9 protein-coding genes and 2 pseudogenes are annotated in these 15,134 nt (G+C 54.1%); 6 read left to right on the top strand and 5 right to left on the bottom strand.

The window, feature by feature from the left end:
• Positions 1-183: 183 nt before the first annotated feature.
• The 4 genes from SINAR_RS0130390 (at position 184) to SINAR_RS01000000134255 (ending at position 7,778) form a co-directional block, all read left to right on the top strand.
• A complete protein-coding gene (locus tag SINAR_RS0130390) occupies positions 184-2,844 on the top strand; it encodes a glycosyltransferase (protein WP_050577619.1) in 2,661 nt (886 codons plus the stop codon).
• Positions 2,844-4,283 (top strand): radical SAM protein, encoded by a 1,440-nt coding sequence (locus SINAR_RS0130385; protein WP_028002548.1) that lies wholly within the window; start codon positions 2,844-2,846, stop codon positions 4,281-4,283. The genes SINAR_RS0130390 and SINAR_RS0130385 overlap by 1 nt, the downstream gene beginning before the upstream one ends.
• Positions 4,284-4,648: 365 nt before the next feature.
• On the top strand, positions 4,649-4,948 hold the full coding sequence (locus SINAR_RS1000000137245; protein WP_158500209.1) for a hypothetical protein: 300 nt from the start codon (positions 4,649-4,651) through the stop codon (positions 4,946-4,948).
• Positions 4,949-5,549: 601 nt separating this feature from the next.
• Positions 5,550-7,778 (top strand): methyl-accepting chemotaxis protein, encoded by a 2,229-nt coding sequence (locus tag SINAR_RS01000000134255; RefSeq protein ID WP_050577618.1) that lies wholly within the window; start codon positions 5,550-5,552, stop codon positions 7,776-7,778.
• Here the strand turns inward: SINAR_RS01000000134255 and SINAR_RS1000000138650 are convergent.
• Positions 7,735-8,031: pseudogene (locus SINAR_RS1000000138650) on the bottom strand (integrase core domain-containing protein); the annotation flags it as partial. The gene SINAR_RS01000000134255 and the pseudogene SINAR_RS1000000138650 overlap by 44 nt on opposite strands.
• 704 nt (positions 8,032-8,735) lie before the next feature.
• On the opposite strand from SINAR_RS1000000138650, the gene SINAR_RS0130360 reads away from it, so the two are divergent.
• Both SINAR_RS0130360 and SINAR_RS1000000136080 read left to right on the top strand, forming a co-directional pair.
• On the top strand, positions 8,736-9,383 hold the full coding sequence (locus tag SINAR_RS0130360) for an OmpW/AlkL family protein (protein ID WP_050577666.1): 648 nt from the start codon (positions 8,736-8,738) through the stop codon (positions 9,381-9,383).
• A gap of 331 nt (positions 9,384-9,714) precedes the next feature.
• A pseudogene (locus SINAR_RS1000000136080) lies at positions 9,715-10,470 on the top strand (transposase); the annotation flags it as partial.
• 198 nt (positions 10,471-10,668) lie between these two features.
• Here the strand turns inward: SINAR_RS1000000136080 and SINAR_RS1000000136075 are convergent.
• Genes SINAR_RS1000000136075 through SINAR_RS01000000134235 form a run of 4 tightly spaced genes read right to left on the bottom strand, consistent with a single transcriptional unit; the run spans position 10,669 to position 15,040 of the window.
• Positions 10,669-11,481, bottom strand: coding sequence for a gamma-glutamyl-gamma-aminobutyrate hydrolase family protein (locus SINAR_RS1000000136075; RefSeq protein WP_209439319.1), 813 nt, complete (start codon positions 11,479-11,481; stop codon positions 10,669-10,671).
• A gap of 11 nt (positions 11,482-11,492) precedes the next feature.
• Positions 11,493-12,557, bottom strand: a complete 1,065-nt coding sequence (locus SINAR_RS0130345) for a fatty acid desaturase family protein (RefSeq protein WP_028002544.1) — start codon at positions 12,555-12,557, stop codon at positions 11,493-11,495.
• A gap of 26 nt (positions 12,558-12,583) precedes the next feature.
• A complete protein-coding gene (locus SINAR_RS0130340) occupies positions 12,584-13,918 on the bottom strand; it encodes an O-acetylhomoserine aminocarboxypropyltransferase/cysteine synthase family protein (RefSeq protein ID WP_028002543.1) in 1,335 nt (444 codons plus the stop codon).
• 21 nt (positions 13,919-13,939) lie between these two features.
• Positions 13,940-15,040 carry a 2-aminoethylphosphonate aminotransferase gene (locus SINAR_RS01000000134235; RefSeq protein WP_033058241.1) on the bottom strand — a complete coding sequence of 367 codons (1,101 nt, stop codon included), beginning with the start codon at positions 15,038-15,040 and terminating at the stop codon, positions 13,940-13,942.
• Positions 15,041-15,134 lie beyond the last annotated feature (94 nt).

The following is a 15,134-nucleotide window of genomic DNA, read 5'->3' as shown; positions in this document are numbered from 1 at the left end:
CTTTTCTGGGTCGGCACAGCACTTGCTTCGCTCAGGACAACTCCGCACGGCATTGATTGAGCAGGATACCTCCATGAACAGCCGACCTCATGCAGGCGTCACCGTGAGATCTCTGCGTAACCTCTGCAAGCGCAGCCGCCCTCCGGTTGGAATCGGCGTGGGACAAGAAAACGAGATATGTGAATGAATATGCGTCCTGGAGCTATGTTTATATCATTTGACGCTGTTGCTGTATCAGGAATTATTGTTGAAGCATCAAAGGTAGCTAAATTTCTAGCAAGAAATGCTATTAAATCCTATCTGGACCTTGGTTATGACATAAAAATAGATAAAGGGAAATTTAACAAACCTTACAATCATGAGCAAGAGATTTATAAAGATGTATTTGAATTGGTTCGTGTAGATGATATTGACTCCGTTCCCTACTACAATATCGATTTTATCGAGCGCGCGCACAATATTCTGATAAGTCGAAAAACGACGGTTTCTTCCAAAGAACAGGAAGAAATCATTCTTGCAGTTAGCGAGTCATCTCGAGATCTAGCCCGCAGAATTGTTCAGCTATGGGAGAAGCTGAATATCAGTTATGTGATCGTTGAGAATGGAACACTACCAGAAAATATAATTTACACCAAAGCGCTGTATCTGGCGATTGACGCCTACGGGAAACATCATGGACTGGGCAATTTCGTTATCTGGCGCGATCACGATTTAATGTGGAATAGTGAAAAAACGGTGATGAAATATGGGCCGTCACCGTATCCTCACGCTGTCAAGCCTATCAAGTCCAGCTACATTACATACGTCACGCTCAATAATCACTTAAAAAAGAAGCTTGAAGCGTGGTGCCGCCACGAAGTGGAAATCAAGGTTAAGAAGAATACCTATGATTTCACCAGGCAGGGCAATTATACAAACATCAGAGAGAATCTGTCCGTCCGCGACGACGATATTCTGATTGCCCGTACAACACGAATTATTCCTCAAAAACGTCTCGACAGAGATATTTATCTCGTTCGGCGGCTCAACCAGCTTTTTCTTCAGAACAGTGTCGACAGGAAAGTTTTCCTGGTCGTGGCGGGCGATCCTCATGAAGATTACGCTTTCTACCAGGAGCTGAAAGCCTCGGCCAAAAATTTAAACATCGGATCGTTTGTAAAGTTTATTGGTCCACTTCAGCACGAATGTAGCGCAACACATAAGAATACCAAGACGATTTGGGATTTATATTACTCTTGCGATCTGGTCTCGTTTCTTACCTCTTGGGACTACGACAGTTACGGGAATCCCATTGGCGAAGCGATTAGCTTCAAGCGCTGCTACATCACTACCAGCTACGAATACTACTGGGAAGTCTATGGTCAGTATGGATTTGAGGCGCCCGTTATGGCGATCTCGGAGGAGAGGGACGGCTTGCCTGATGAAGCATTTATCAATGATGTGTACCGGTTTCTCAAGAATAAGCGACTGATGACCGAAGTCGCCCAAAGGAACTTCTACATTGGAAAACAGGTACTTTCTGATAATGTAATTGACATTCTGGAATTCGATTATTCTAAAAGACAGATGAGAGACAATGTCTTCGTATCGGTTGTGCTGCCGGTTTATAACGAAGGCGATCGTATCAATGAAGTACTGCTCTCCCTGTTTAATCAAAAAACACATTGCGGTATGATTACGCATGAAACTTATGAGTTGATCATTGTGGATAATAATTCAACAGACGATTCCGTTGAGAAAATTAAAGCCTTCAGTGCTCAAAATCCAATCATGGACATTCATATTGTCAAAGAAACCATTCAGGGCGTCTCGTCCGCCAGAAAACGTGGCATGGATTTCGCGTCTTTACGCTCAAAAGCCCGTGACAGCCGCCTGGGCGTTCAAAAAAAACATTACATTGTCTCCGCCGATGCGGACTGCACGGTAGATCCTTACTGGTTGCACGCGTTGATTGAAACAATGGTGGAGGAAGATGGTGATCTGGGCACGTGCAATTACTATTACAACGAAGAATCCTTCCGCCATCGTCCCAACCTTTTCAAGGAAATTCAAAAGACCCTGCGCTGTCGTGACATGTCGTTTTCGTTGTTTGGCGGCTTTCCGGACGGCAAAGGTTTTGCCGTTGAGCGCACGTTCTATGACAAAGTGGGCGGTATCGAAATTTTCTACCAGCTGAACAATGGCCGCTTTGTAGAACACCTCTCCGATGACTGGGACTTTGGGATCCGCGTAATCGCCTGGGGCGGCAAGCCGGTTTACGCCCGGGATTCCCGAGTGGAAATCAACAGCCGGCGCGTGGATGCCCTCCTCGAGGGGGTGATCGCCGGTATCGCCTACGGACAGGACGGTATCATCACCATGAAAGACGTGCGCCCGGATGTGGAAGGGCAAAAGCCAACGCTGTGCGACACCAATCCCGCGCAGTCGCAGCAGGCCTGGTTCTACTCGATCAAGGACTACGTTCCCAAAAATATCGTGCTGCCTGCATTGCTCAACCCGCAGATTTTGCTGGAAAACCCCGCTGTGCGTGAATTCTTTACCGAACCGGTGGCTGACCGTTTGTACCAGCGAATCCATGAAATTAAGCACGAATCCCGCATTATCGACTTCAAAGCGATCCATGCTTACAAGACCCCGGCATATCGCCTTTATTTTGAGTTCCGTAACGAAATTTTCAGTGCCCTGCGGCGCGCCGTTGGTGAAGATATCGGTTTTCCGCCGCCGTTACCGGCGTGCTTCGATGCGGTCAAACCGGAGGATTTCGAGCGCTTCGTCTACTACTTCTGTGAAGATCGTGAGTCCGGTGAGGCTCATAACTACTTCGCAAACGGCGGAGTATTCTGATGAACAGCGAAGCTCTGAGCTCACTGAACGATATCGACACGAACTATCCGGTGCCGCGCGTATACGATTTTCTCTCGTGCCCGGACAACAGCGCATTTCTGGAGTATGTGTTCAAAGATCCGTTCGGTTGCCACGTTTTCCCCGGTGATATCTCCGGTTATCCACTCGAGGCTTTTTTCGATGACATGGACCGCGAAATCAAACAGGCGAAACAGATCCATCTGTGGTCGTATATCCCCTCCTGCCGCTACCGTTGCCATTTCTGCCAATACCCAACGGTTGTTCTGAACCCAGAGGCCACTTCGTCGCTGGCTGTGTTCCGGGATTTGGTTGATTACAACATCAAAGAGGCCACCATGTGGCTTCACGTGGTTCCCTGCCTTGCACAGGCCGTGGTCGGCGAATTTAACATCTTCGGTGGCACGCCATCACTGCTTCCTGAACCTGAGCTGCGGCGCCTGATGGATTTTTACCAGAGCCATTTTAACTTTTCTGCTGCCACCATGCGCTTTGAAGGCGAGCCGGGAACCCTGACCAAAGACTATCTGCGGCTGCTAAAAGAGTTGGGTTTTACCAAAATCAGCTTCGGTGCCCAGGCCTTCAACGACCGCATTATCACCGCCTGCGGACGTATGCATTCTGCCGAAGAGTGTGTGAAAACCGTGCATAACGCGCGCGAAATCGGGTTCGAGTGGATCAGCGTTGACCTCATCTACGGCATGTTAGGCCAAAGCGTGGATGACGTGAAATATGATATGGAGAAAACCCTTGAGCTGGAACTTTCTCACGTAGTCTGCACCAAGTTGCACATGGAAGAGTTCATGACAAAGCGTACCGGCGTTTCCGGGGAGCGAGAAAGCCTGTGGCAGAAAAAGGGGCTTACTAGTCTTAACAACATGAACTTCCCGGGGCTGGGCAAGCAGTACCAGATGCGCGAGTTGGTCGAACAGTATCTCTTGCCGGGTTATCTGGAACACCCGACGATGTATTTCCACCGGAATAATCAGCGTCCGGAAAAATGGAAAGGGTTAATCACCGACCTTGATATGCAGTACCCGGAAGTGGCAATTGGCCTCGGTGGTAGCTCGAAATGCACCCGGGCCGAAGCTATCAACATCACTGGCTACAAAAGGTACAAGGAAGCTCTCGATCAAAACCGTCTGCCCATTGAGGAAAGCCGGGGAGTGTCCTCGCTCCAACGCGAAGTCAACGCCTTCAAAATGGCGCTTTCCACACTGATTCCGGTGAATGACAACGTGTTCAGACAACGTTTTGAAGGCAGAAGCTTTTTCGACAACCCGATTATCGGCCGCACGCTCATGACACTGGTCGATAAAGCGCTGGTCACTGCCGACGGGGATGTGGTCACCCTCACTCCCAACGGGATAACGCTGGTCGAAGCCATAATTAACACCCAGTTCGTAACACCCGAAGCCTGAGGAGCACACTGGTCTAGGACGAATAGACATTCATCCGCGAAAGCCTGGATTTTAGAGCTCGCCAACGAGCTCGGTGATTGGCGGGACGGTAAGCTCAGACCGACACCCCTCCGGTAGTGGGGAGCACACAGTCTGCTCGATTATTGCCGTTACGAGCGGCTGCCATCTTGCCACGTCGGTTGCCTAATGCCGGGCGAGGGGCCTATCGGCGAGTTGGATGCGAGCGGCCTCGCCGAAGCTCGTGAGCGGGTTCCGGCAATCATCATGTTGGATGCGATCGGCGACCGGGACACAATCTTCACCAGTTCCCGAGCCAATGATGGGTACTCGAGCATGCCTCTATCGCGACCTTACAAGGCGGAAGCTTGGCACGCCAGCAACTCACTTCATCCAAGGCATCGGCGAAGAACGGTTTGACCGGCATCATCGACGCGGCGAGCTTGAAAAACTGCCTTTGCGAGATCAAGACCAATGGTGACGACAGGTATGGAAAACCCTGCGACCATTTCGACATCTTCCGCGCCCTTCGTCTCTCAGACGCCGTTTCGCTGGAACTCGACGTCATCAACGCTAGCCGACTTGGAACGCATGCATCTACGGTGTGGATTGATGCCATCCAAACAAAGAATTTTGGCAATCTTCCGAACGCCGTTAGAGAAAATTGATTTCAATTGAACGACAAGAGCGAATGTATCTGATGCCGGGTCAATCGTCTTGTGATGCCGGAGCAACATGGGGAAATTGACGCTTTGGTGGCCGAGGACGTGATGCATCATTACCGCTTCGGTAACGGGCGCTTCATGGCGCCGGTCAAAGCGGCGCACGCGTGCGCCGCCGCTTTAGCATTGGCTATGCTGCTTCCGCGGTGCGGGCATGATGATGATTACCTGTGACGCGACGGTGAAGAGTGAAGTGAGGGGAGGCCGGCCCTTACCGGTATTGGGCAGACCGTCACCCAGTTCACCCGAAGGGCCGGCCGCGGATGTCTGAGAACCGGCAGGCGAGATCCGAGCGCGATTTCGGGACCAAGCGAAGTTCTGCGTCCTGTCGCCGCATAATAGAATAGGTCATGTCTCGCAGATCGATGGTGTGAGCATAGAGGCTGACAACTTGCAGATGCGAAAAGAAGAGGCCTGGGATCAGTTCCGGGATAATAGCACAATTCCCGCTTTTATACGTTTTCTACATTAAGATAATATCAATCTGTTATCCGTATAGACTGTGATTAACTGAATTCGGTAGAATTTGCGCTGGAAGGAGCGCTTCATGTTTTCTCTGCGAAGCCTGCTTTATTTGATTGCTGCGGCTCCGTTATCGGCCTTTCTGTGGCTGAGTGGATCGGCTGTTTTAGACGGTTACATTCGCTATGGGGCCTTGGAAGAACAGCTCATCGTGCAACGCCTCGCGCATGCGGGAGGAGAAATAGCGCAGGTGTTGCCGGCAGAAGCCTTTGCCAAGCGCAGCGATCTCGCCGAACGGCGCGACGCTGTGGATCGCGCCTTCGCGGCTCTGGACAAGGCTTATCGCGACTGGAAGGGGCAGGGTAATTCGGATCAGGCGATCGACGGAGCCTACCGCATAATCCAGGACAAGCTGAAGCTTTTGCCCAATTATCGCAGAAACGTGGACGCCGGAACCGCCGATAGCAATGAGGCGCTTCTGGTTCTGCAACCCGCATCCGCTGCGGGCCTGGAGTTGGTGCGCCGTTCCGCGTCAACGATTGCCGATCTAGACCTGGCGCGCTTTATCGATGGCTATCATGCTCTGATGCAGGTTAACGATGCGGGTCTAATCGAAATTCGCTTGGGCGAGAAATTTCTGGCCGGTCGTCAACTGGTGACACCTGAATATGCTTTTCTCCTATATGCCAAAGGACTGCGCGATCACTCCACGCCGGTGTTGCGCGAACATCTGCCCGAGGAGTTGATCGAAGAGTTCGATCACTTTGCCGACAGCGCAGAGGGCAAGTTCCTGGCAGAAGTTCGAGCTGTCATGTACCAAAATGAGCCGAAGGGAGAGGACAAGGCTGCCCTTGAGGGCTGGTCATCCCAGACGGGCAACCAAAACCGCATCATGGCCGACCTGCTCGAGAAGGCGGGCAACATGCTGAATGCTAAAGCTCAGGGCGCGCTCGCCGAACTGCGCGGCCTATTCATCAGGGGCGCGATCACAGCGGTTCTGGTGTCGCTGGTCGTCTTCGGCATCTGCATTTTCGTGTTGCGCCAAGTTTCCCGAATGATCCGCGCGATTGAACGTCGCATGCAGCAACTGGCCGATGGTGATACACAAAGCCCCATCCCCTTTGTGGATCGCAAGGATGCGATTGGGGATATGGCGCATTCGGTGGAAGTGTTTCGCCAGGCCGCTATTCGCAATGCCCAGCTTGAGACGGAGGCGGAAGAAAATCGCCAGAGAGCCGAACGTGAGCGTGTGGAGGTGCAGCGGCTCGCGGAAGCTGAGGCGGAAGACCGTCTCAACAGAGCGACGGGCTCGCTCGCCTCGGCCCTGCGCGAGCTTGCTGCTGGCGACATGCTCTGCGAAATTGAAGAGCAGTTTGCGCCTCAGTTCGAAGCATTGCGCCATGACTTTAACGCGTCGGTCGCCCAGCTGCGTCAAGTTCTCCTGGCCGTCGGAAAATCTGCTGGTGCAGTGAGAGGCGGATCAAGTGAAATTTCCAGTGCCTCCAGCAACCTTGCCGACCGTACCGAAAAGCAAGCCGCTTCGCTGGAAGAAACAGCGGCTGCACTCGAAGAAATCACGTCGAATGTCCAGGCAACCTCGAAGCGAACGGGCGAAGCGCAAAACCTGGTCCGGAATGCCAAGGATCACGCTGAGGGGGCGAGGGTGGTCGTTGGCAATGCAGTCGCGGCAATGGGGCGGATCGAGACGGCATCCCAGCAGATCAGCCAAATCATCGGCGTGATCGACGAGATCGCCTTCCAGACCAATCTCCTGGCACTTAACGCTGGCGTCGAGGCAGCACGCGCCGGGGAAGCCGGCAAGGGCTTTGCCGTTGTTGCCCAAGAGGTACGCGAGTTGGCGCAGCGCTCCGCCAATGCTGCCAAGGAGATCAAGGCTTTGATTGGCAATTCGGAAGTCGCGGTAAGCGAAGGCGTCAAACTCGTCAACGATACCGACCAAGGGCTGCATTCGATTGCTGTCTTGGTGCAGACGATCAACCAGCACATGGACGCAATTGCATCTGCGGCTCAACAGCAGTCCGTCGGCCTTGGGGAGGTCAACTCCGCGGTCAATCATATGGATCAGGCGACCCAGCAGAACGCTGCGATGGTCGAGGAGATGAATGCGGCGTCGGCGGGGCTTGCTCAAGAATCGTCTAATCTCTCCGAGATGCTCAATCGCTTCAGGACGCACAAGAGTGAGTTCAAGGGCAATCTGGCTCTTGCCGCACAGGAATGCGAGCAAGACTCGCTTCGACGACTGCCCAGTAGTGGAGCCTCAACAGGTTATCCTCGGTTAGGCCGAGTCGGCTGATGGGTGGCTTTTTAGGCTGCCATGCGGGCGACGCTAATTGTAGCGAGGGGACCAGATCGATAGGTCGTGGCCCCCTCTGATCCCATGTTTCGTAGGCCTTGGCATAGGCCCATTCGCACGGGCGATCTGGACGAGGCGCTCGGCCTTCCCATTGTTCTTGGGTGTATAGGACTTTGTGCGGATGTGCTTGATGCTGAGCCGCCGCAGCGCCCAGGCGTAAGGATGGGGAGCGGAAACTGGCGCCGTTGTCGGTACGCGATGGACCTTGACGCAAGGCGTTGACGAGAAACCGCAATCAGGAGCACCGACGCCTCGTCGGGAAAATTTCCCAATAGGTCAGGCGTGAGTGGTCGGCGATCGCCAGATGCACGTATTCCCAACCGACGCCGTGGCCGTTGCGTTGCCTGGCGCGATGGCCGTTGATGCGGTGGCCGGTTCGGTTGAACTTGCCGGGTTACTGATGTCGATATAGACGAGCTCGCCCGGCCTGTCGTGTGCGTAGCGGCGCACCCCCGGCGCCAGGGCCTTGAGTTTGTCCACGCCAGGACGCTTAAGGACGCGGCCTGACCGTGGCGGGCGAGACACTGGTCTCCGGGGCGAATTGCCGGGCCGTCACATGCAGGCGCGCGCAACGCCTCCTGGCGGTATGCTGCGGCGTCGACGGGCGAGGGCGGTGGGGCCGACAACATCGGTCATCGAGGCCGCCTCGCCCAGCCTATCTGTACTTCGACGTGGCCAAATCGCAGCTTCGAGTCGAATGGCCTTCATGTGACAAATTGACTTCTCCGTCCGATATACCGGTTTTTCCAAATCACGGTTGATCTCGATCAACATGCCGCCGCCACGCGCGGCCTACCGGTCTCCCTTGCAACGGTTATTGCTGATTCAATGATTGCACGTTCAAGGAGACGTCAAATGAACATGAATGACGCACGGCATCTGAGATGGATCGCGGGCATGGGTGCGGCTTTTTTTGCGTGCGGGGCAGCCGCCGCGGAGCTGACATCACCGCCTGTTGCCCCGGTGGCAGAGGATGTGACGAGTGGGCTAAGCCCCTGGCAGATCCGCGTGCGCGCTTTGGGCGTCATCACTGAGGACAGTGGCTCGATCAACGGCGTGACCGGCTCGGATCTTTCCTATTCGGACTCGCTGATCCCGGAACTCGACATCAGTTACTTCTTCACCGACAACATCGCCGCTGAACTCATCCTTGGCACGACCTACGCCAACATCAACGAAGATGGAGCGGTCGGCGTGCCGGTCGGGAAGGCCTGGTTGCTGCCGCCGACGCTTACGCTGCAGTACCATTTCACCGACTTCGGCGCTTTCAAGCCCTATGTAGGTGCGGGCATCAACTACTCGCTGTTCTACAACCAGAGCGAAAAGCCCGGTTTCCATAACCTCCACGTCGATAATCATGTGGGGGCCGCGCTGCAGGTCGGTTTCGACTACATGGTCGACGACCATTGGGGCGTGAACTTCGATGTGAAGAAGATCTTCCTCGAAACCAACTGGAAGGCTGACCATGACGATCTCGGCCCGCTGAGCGGCAAGGCAAAAATCGATCCACTGTTGATCGGCGCGGGCGTGACCTACCGTTTCTAAATGGACGATTTCGTAATGTAGGCAGGAGAGGGAGAGAGGCCTCGCCCTCCCGTCGACAGCGCCTCACCCATTTGTAAACGGCTTCATGCAGACACCGAAGGCGGCGGCTACGGCCGTCGGCCTCTGTTCCCTCGAAAACGAAGGGTTCGCGATCATGGCTCTACTGCGCGGCGTGAGCCGCGCAATCTTATGGATGTTCATTCGGATCACTAAAATAGTCGCCAGTGAACTATCCACACGTCTTTAATAGCGCTGTGTAATTTCCGCTTTTCCGCGGTGCAGTGCTGCAAGAAAAGCGCTCATTGAGTGCGCTTTTCTTGCAATTTGATTTTCGGACGAGGAGCTGTGCGCCCGCTGGGTGGAAAACCCCTATTTCCAATATCTCTGCGGCGAAGAATTTTTCCGCACGACCTGCCGTTCGACCGCTCGTCGATGACGCGCTGGCGGGGCCGCATGGGCGAGGCGCGGCTGACCGCGCTGCTGCAGGAAAGCCTGGCCATCGCGATCAAGACCGGGGCGATGCATCCCGCCGATACGCGCGGGGTGATCCCCGGATCAAGTCCGAGGACCAACACCACCGTGCAGCCGAAGAATGTGATGTTCCCGACCGATGCGAAGGATCCATCGGGCGCGGGAGCGGCTGGTGAACCTGGCAAGGAAGACCGGACTGAAACTGCGGCAATCCTATATGCGGGTCGGCAAGCAGGCGCTGATCGAACATCAGCGTTATGCCCACGCCAAGCAGTTTAAGCGGGCGCGCAAGGCGCCGCGCAACCTCAAGACATATCTCGGCCGCACCGTCCGCGATATTCGCAGGCAGATCGGCGATGACGAGACGCTGCGGGCCGTGTTTCCGGCGATCAAGCGCGAGATGCGGTGGCGCTCGGCGATCGAGCCGGTCATCGGCCATCTCAAGGCCGAGCACCGCGTGGGCCGCAACTATCTCGCCGGCAAAAACGGTGATGCCATCAACGCCGCCCTGACCGCCGCCGGCTACAACTTCTCGCTCCTCCTCAACTGGTTCAGGCAGCTTTTGTGGCTGCTGCTCGCCTGGCTGCTCGCCGGAGCGAACCCGCGCGCCGCTTAGCAACAGTCATTGTTCACGGTCGACAAATTAGTGCATGTCGCCCAAAAGTGTGCAGCGGTTTTGGGGCAACGACATGCATAAAAACAAGGACCTAAAGTGCATCGCGCACGAATGAGTTTAATCGCGACGCGCTTTAGGGCTCGCTATAGGCGCAGACATAGATGCTCACACTCTGTGAAATCGTCCGTCCGCCATACCTTACCCAACCCCTATGCTGCTAGACGGGTCTCCTTGTCGCTTACCTTCGAAAGCAGCACATGCATTTCCAAAGGCTGCAAATAGCTTTCGTGAGACAACGTCATCGGCAGCATGCCACTCCGGGTGCCATTGGACGCCCATCTGGAAGATTCCCGTACTAGAGACGCTCGCAGCTTCTATCAAACCATCGGCAGCAACTGCTTCGCACTGAAGTCCAGGCGCTAAGATCCGTATCCCCTGATTATGAAGGGAGTTCACGATTATCGGTACATTGCCGCCAAGAATCCGCGCCAGCTTCCCTCCGTCTTGAACGGTGACCTCATGGACAGGGTCGTATTGTCGATCGCGCGGTAGAGAGATGTCCTCTTTATGAGTAAGCATGTTCGTCTCTAGGGAAATGTCTTCATAGAGCGAGCCTCCGAAGAAGACGTTCAGTTCCTGCAACCCCCTGCAAATGCCGAGGATTGGTAATCCTCTCTCTAGAGCGGCCGACAGAACCAAACTCGCCATCATGTCCCTGTAGGGGTCAGTTTCCGCTCGATAGTAGGTGCTTTCAGTCGGCGACGGACGCGGCGTGTTAGCGTGAAGAAAGTACTCTGGGCTGACGTTCGATTCGTCTCCGGTTAGGACAAGTCCGTCCAAGCGAGCAACAACTCGCCGGCTCCCCTCGATGTCGTCAGTGGAGCGAGTCGGTAGTATGACGATCTCAACGTTTGCATATGCTTCAAGTGCATCAATATATCGCCGACGAACCCATTCTCTATGGACCCCATCGTCGATGAGACGATTTGCGGCAACTCCAACTAGAGGCATCATTTCCTCCTCTATACGATTCCAGCAACGGCACCGTCTCTCAGCCGCCCGGTCTCATATAGCTGCCGATTACGCGCGATCAGCTGCGAAATGACGCTGGGCTGCCCCTCTGGCCCCCGGCAGAATAGACCGCCCCAAGTTGCTGCCACCCTCCGATATTCGGGATCCGCCATCCGAATTTCTTGCGCCCTCTTGAGCAACCAGAAAGGAATACCCGGCGAGAGGTGATGTTCCAGGTGATACTCATCCAGATTTACCCCGAAGAGTATGCGCTCTATGAAATTGCCTTTCCTATTTCTTGTTAGGTAGAGGTTCGTATCTTCCACTTCGCACATGGGAGAATGCTCAGCGATCTCAGTAAACCATCCTATGATCTGAAACGTCGTCAAATAGGGAATGAGCCAGAACAATATTAGTTCGTCGAAAAACCCGAACGCGATTGACCCACTGACTACTGCCAGCCAAAAAGCTGCAAAACCCCACCGGTCGACAAGGACGCCAGTTTTGTCGACTTCATCGCCATCAGTCGCTACAACCTTGAATCTGTAGGTAAAAATGTATTTCAGGTAGGCGAGCGTCGCCCCCCCAATCAGCGGGAAAATAACGATATCCCAGAGATACTTGTTGGGATGACGCACGTCGTAAATTCCATTCTCCACAAAAAATTTCAGATCTGGATCTTTCTCCGGGTCACCCAAATGCGGATGGTGTAGATGAACGTGCGAGACGCGGTAGGCCCAATGCCGCTGGAAGAGCGGATAGGCCGCGAACACGATGCCGAGGAAATAATTTAGTTTAGCGTTCCTTGCGAGGGTCTTGTGCGCCGCATCGTGCGCGATGGTGGTTAAACCACGTTGGTGCGCCCCTATAAACAATAGGGCCAGTGGATAGAACCACCAGGAAACCTGCGACGCTAGAATGGAGAAAGCGCTGATGACTACATAGTCCTTCGCAATATAGAGTGCGCCGGTGAAGTTGTTCGTGCGCAATGCTGCCAGTGACTTTTTCACGTCAGAAGGAAAGCGTACGCTTTCGTATCGACCATCCTTCAGAGGCCAAACATCTCGATCAGTCATGATTCACTCCGGAGTTCGTTTGGGAATCAGTTCACAGCCGAAAGGGCTCGTTCCAGATCGCGGATGATGTCATCCGCATGCTCAAGGCCAACACAAAGACGTATCGTTCCGTCATTGATGCCAGCGGCCATTCTTTTTTCCCGGGGAACCGTCGTATGGGTTGTCGAAACGGGATGGGTAATGAGAGTGCGAGCGTCGCCGACATTCGAAACGTGATAGATCATCTCAACGTTCTCAATGAGCGCGCGCCCGCTTGCTGCATCTTTAACTTCGAACATGAGCATGGCGCCGTAGCCATAACGCTTGTCGAACAGATCGTCCGCGAGTTCCCTTTTCCTCCCCGTAAAGTGCGACGGATGGGTCACGCGCACAACCTTTGGGTGATTGTTGAGCATGTCGGCCACAATTTCGGCATTCTCGCAATGCTGACGCATGCGCAGGTGTAATGTCTCAAGTCCTTGCAAGAGCTGGAAGCTGTTGAACGGGCTGGCGCATGGCCCAGTATCACGAAGCCAAGTCATTCGCGCCTTCAATAGCGCCGCGCTCTTTCCCAGATCGTTGACTTCCTGCACGGCCTGGTGCCAAAGGATTCCGCCATGCGCCTCATCGGGAGCCGAAAACAAGGGAAACCTATCGGGATATTGCTGGAAAGGAAAACTTCCGTAGTCCGAAATCAAACCACCGAGAGTGGTGCCATGCCCGCAAATATACTTCGTTGCCGAGTAGGTCGCCATGGCTGCGCCAAGATTCGAAGGTCGGCAGACCAACGGCGTGGTGGTGTTATCCACGACGACCGGAATTCCTCTTTTCCGGCCGATCTCTGCCAAGCTACGCACTGGCAACGGATCAAGGATCGGATTGGAAACACATTCGCCGAAAAGACAAATAGTGCGGTCGTCAACGTGCTTTTCGAACTCGGCCGGTTCGGAGTTCGCGGCGGTTCGGGTCTCGATGCCGAACCTGCGAAAAGTGTTATGAAGCAGATTCCATGTGTTTCCGTAGAGGAAGGGAGCCGCGACGATATTATCGCCTGGCTGACCACTGCAAAGGTTGGCAAGGGCAATAAATGTAGCGGCCTGACCGGATGCGACAGCCAAGCAGTCGGCAGCGTTGTCTACGGCAGCAAACCGGGTCTCGAGTGCCCTCGTCGTCGGATTGATAATGCGGGTGTAAGTGTATCCGTCTTCTTTTACGTTGTAGATGTCAGCAATTTTCGAGAGATCGCCGTCAAGCTCGTATGCTGTGTTCTGATAGATTGGCACGCAGACAGCCTTGGTCGTAGGGTCACTTCTGAAACCTGCATGCAGTGATGCGGTCGCCGGGTGGACCGAGTGTCCTTGCGCGTCGTTCTTCTTGAGCATTGCGGTTCTCCTGCAGTTGACCTAAGCGGCCAATATCGAAGGCGAAATACGAAAATGTGCGGCCGTTACCGCCAGTAATTTCTCAATCCAAAAGTCTTGAATTTGGCCGATGCATCCTATGCGGAACGTGGTTGTCGGCTCATGAAACTTTGCGTAGATGTAGATGCCCTGCTGAGCGAGTGCTCCATAGTAGGCCCCGAATGCAGCCTCGTCGGGTACCAGTTCAGTTGAGCAAAAAGCCAAGCAGATCGGTGATTGATGTTCCTGGGGGATGATGGTTTTAAACCCGAGCGCCGTCATGCCCCTGAGGAGTTTTTCCTGAACTCTCGAATATCGCGCATTCCTCGCGGGGATGCCTTCCTCGATCAGCCTTTCGAGAGCTTTATCAAAAGCTTGTACGATATGGGTCGGGGGAGTCGTGCGCCACTCGCGGTGCTGTTCAAAGTGCTGCCACTGATCCATCATGTCGAAGCAAAACGATCGCGCACTGGATTTCCCAGAGGCGAGTAGCCGGTTGGAGACGATTGCGAAAGCAACACCAGCGGGCGCTTCTATGCATTTGTTTCCCGAGGAAACCAGAATGTCGATGTCGTCATCAAGTCGGAGCCCGCCGAAGGAACTCATTGCATCCACCACCGTGACGAGACCGTTGCGTCGACCGATCTCCAAGAGGCTCTTTACCGGGTTGATGAGTCCGGTTGTGGTTTCGCAATGGACGAAACAGAGGTGAGTAAACTCTTTATCGCGGCAAATGATGCGCTCCACGGCAGCCACATCTATCGGCAACGCAGCGGAACACAGAAGTGTCTCAAAATTCTTGCCGCTCTTTTCAAGAATTCTTGCGATGCGTTCGCCATAAAGCCCGTTGATACAGACAAGGGCTTTGTCTGTGGCTCCGAGAAAGGTGGCCAGCGCTGCCTCCAGCGCGAAAGTACCACTACCCTGCATCAGAACGGCAGAGTGAGACTTATCAGTGCCGGAAATGTATAGCAGGCGGTCTCTTACCCGTTGCGTGACTTGCTTAAAGGTCTCATCTCTCGACCCCAAATCCACCCTCATGGCGTCCTTCACATCGGAGGAAAGGCTCAGTGGCCCGGGAGTGAAAAGACACGTTTCCTGCATAGAATTACTCCTGTTAAACACGACAGTGTTTCCAGCAACATGCGATCGGAGATCCCTTATCTCCTGTCTTTCGGCGCGAGAGGTTCAGCAGTTC

The organism is Sinorhizobium arboris LMG 14919 (assembly GCF_000427465.1).
Classification (GTDB): Bacteria; Pseudomonadota; Alphaproteobacteria; order Rhizobiales; family Rhizobiaceae; genus Sinorhizobium; species Sinorhizobium arboris.
This window is presented reverse-complemented; position numbering and strand designations above follow the sequence as displayed.

What these genes read in the sequence shown, in the direction of transcription:
- SINAR_RS0130390 (WP_050577619.1), top strand. Translation starts at nt 184, where the DNA reads ATGAATATGCGTCCTGGAGCTATGTTTATATCATTTGACGCTGTTGCT.
- SINAR_RS0130385 (WP_028002548.1), top strand. Translation starts at nt 2,844, where the DNA reads ATGAACAGCGAAGCTCTGAGCTCACTGAACGATATCGACACGAACTAT.
- SINAR_RS01000000134255 (WP_050577618.1), top strand. Translation starts at nt 5,550, where the DNA reads ATGTTTTCTCTGCGAAGCCTGCTTTATTTGATTGCTGCGGCTCCGTTA.
- SINAR_RS0130360 (WP_050577666.1), top strand. Translation starts at nt 8,736, where the DNA reads ATGGGTGCGGCTTTTTTTGCGTGCGGGGCAGCCGCCGCGGAGCTGACA.
- SINAR_RS1000000136075 (WP_209439319.1), bottom strand. Translation starts at nt 11,481, where the DNA reads ATGCCTCTAGTTGGAGTTGCCGCAAATCGTCTCATCGACGATGGGGTC.
- SINAR_RS0130345 (WP_028002544.1), bottom strand. Translation starts at nt 12,557, where the DNA reads ATGACTGATCGAGATGTTTGGCCTCTGAAGGATGGTCGATACGAAAGC.
- SINAR_RS0130340 (WP_028002543.1), bottom strand. Translation starts at nt 13,918, where the DNA reads ATGCTCAAGAAGAACGACGCGCAAGGACACTCGGTCCACCCGGCGACC.
- SINAR_RS01000000134235 (WP_033058241.1), bottom strand. Translation starts at nt 15,040, where the DNA reads ATGCAGGAAACGTGTCTTTTCACTCCCGGGCCACTGAGCCTTTCCTCC.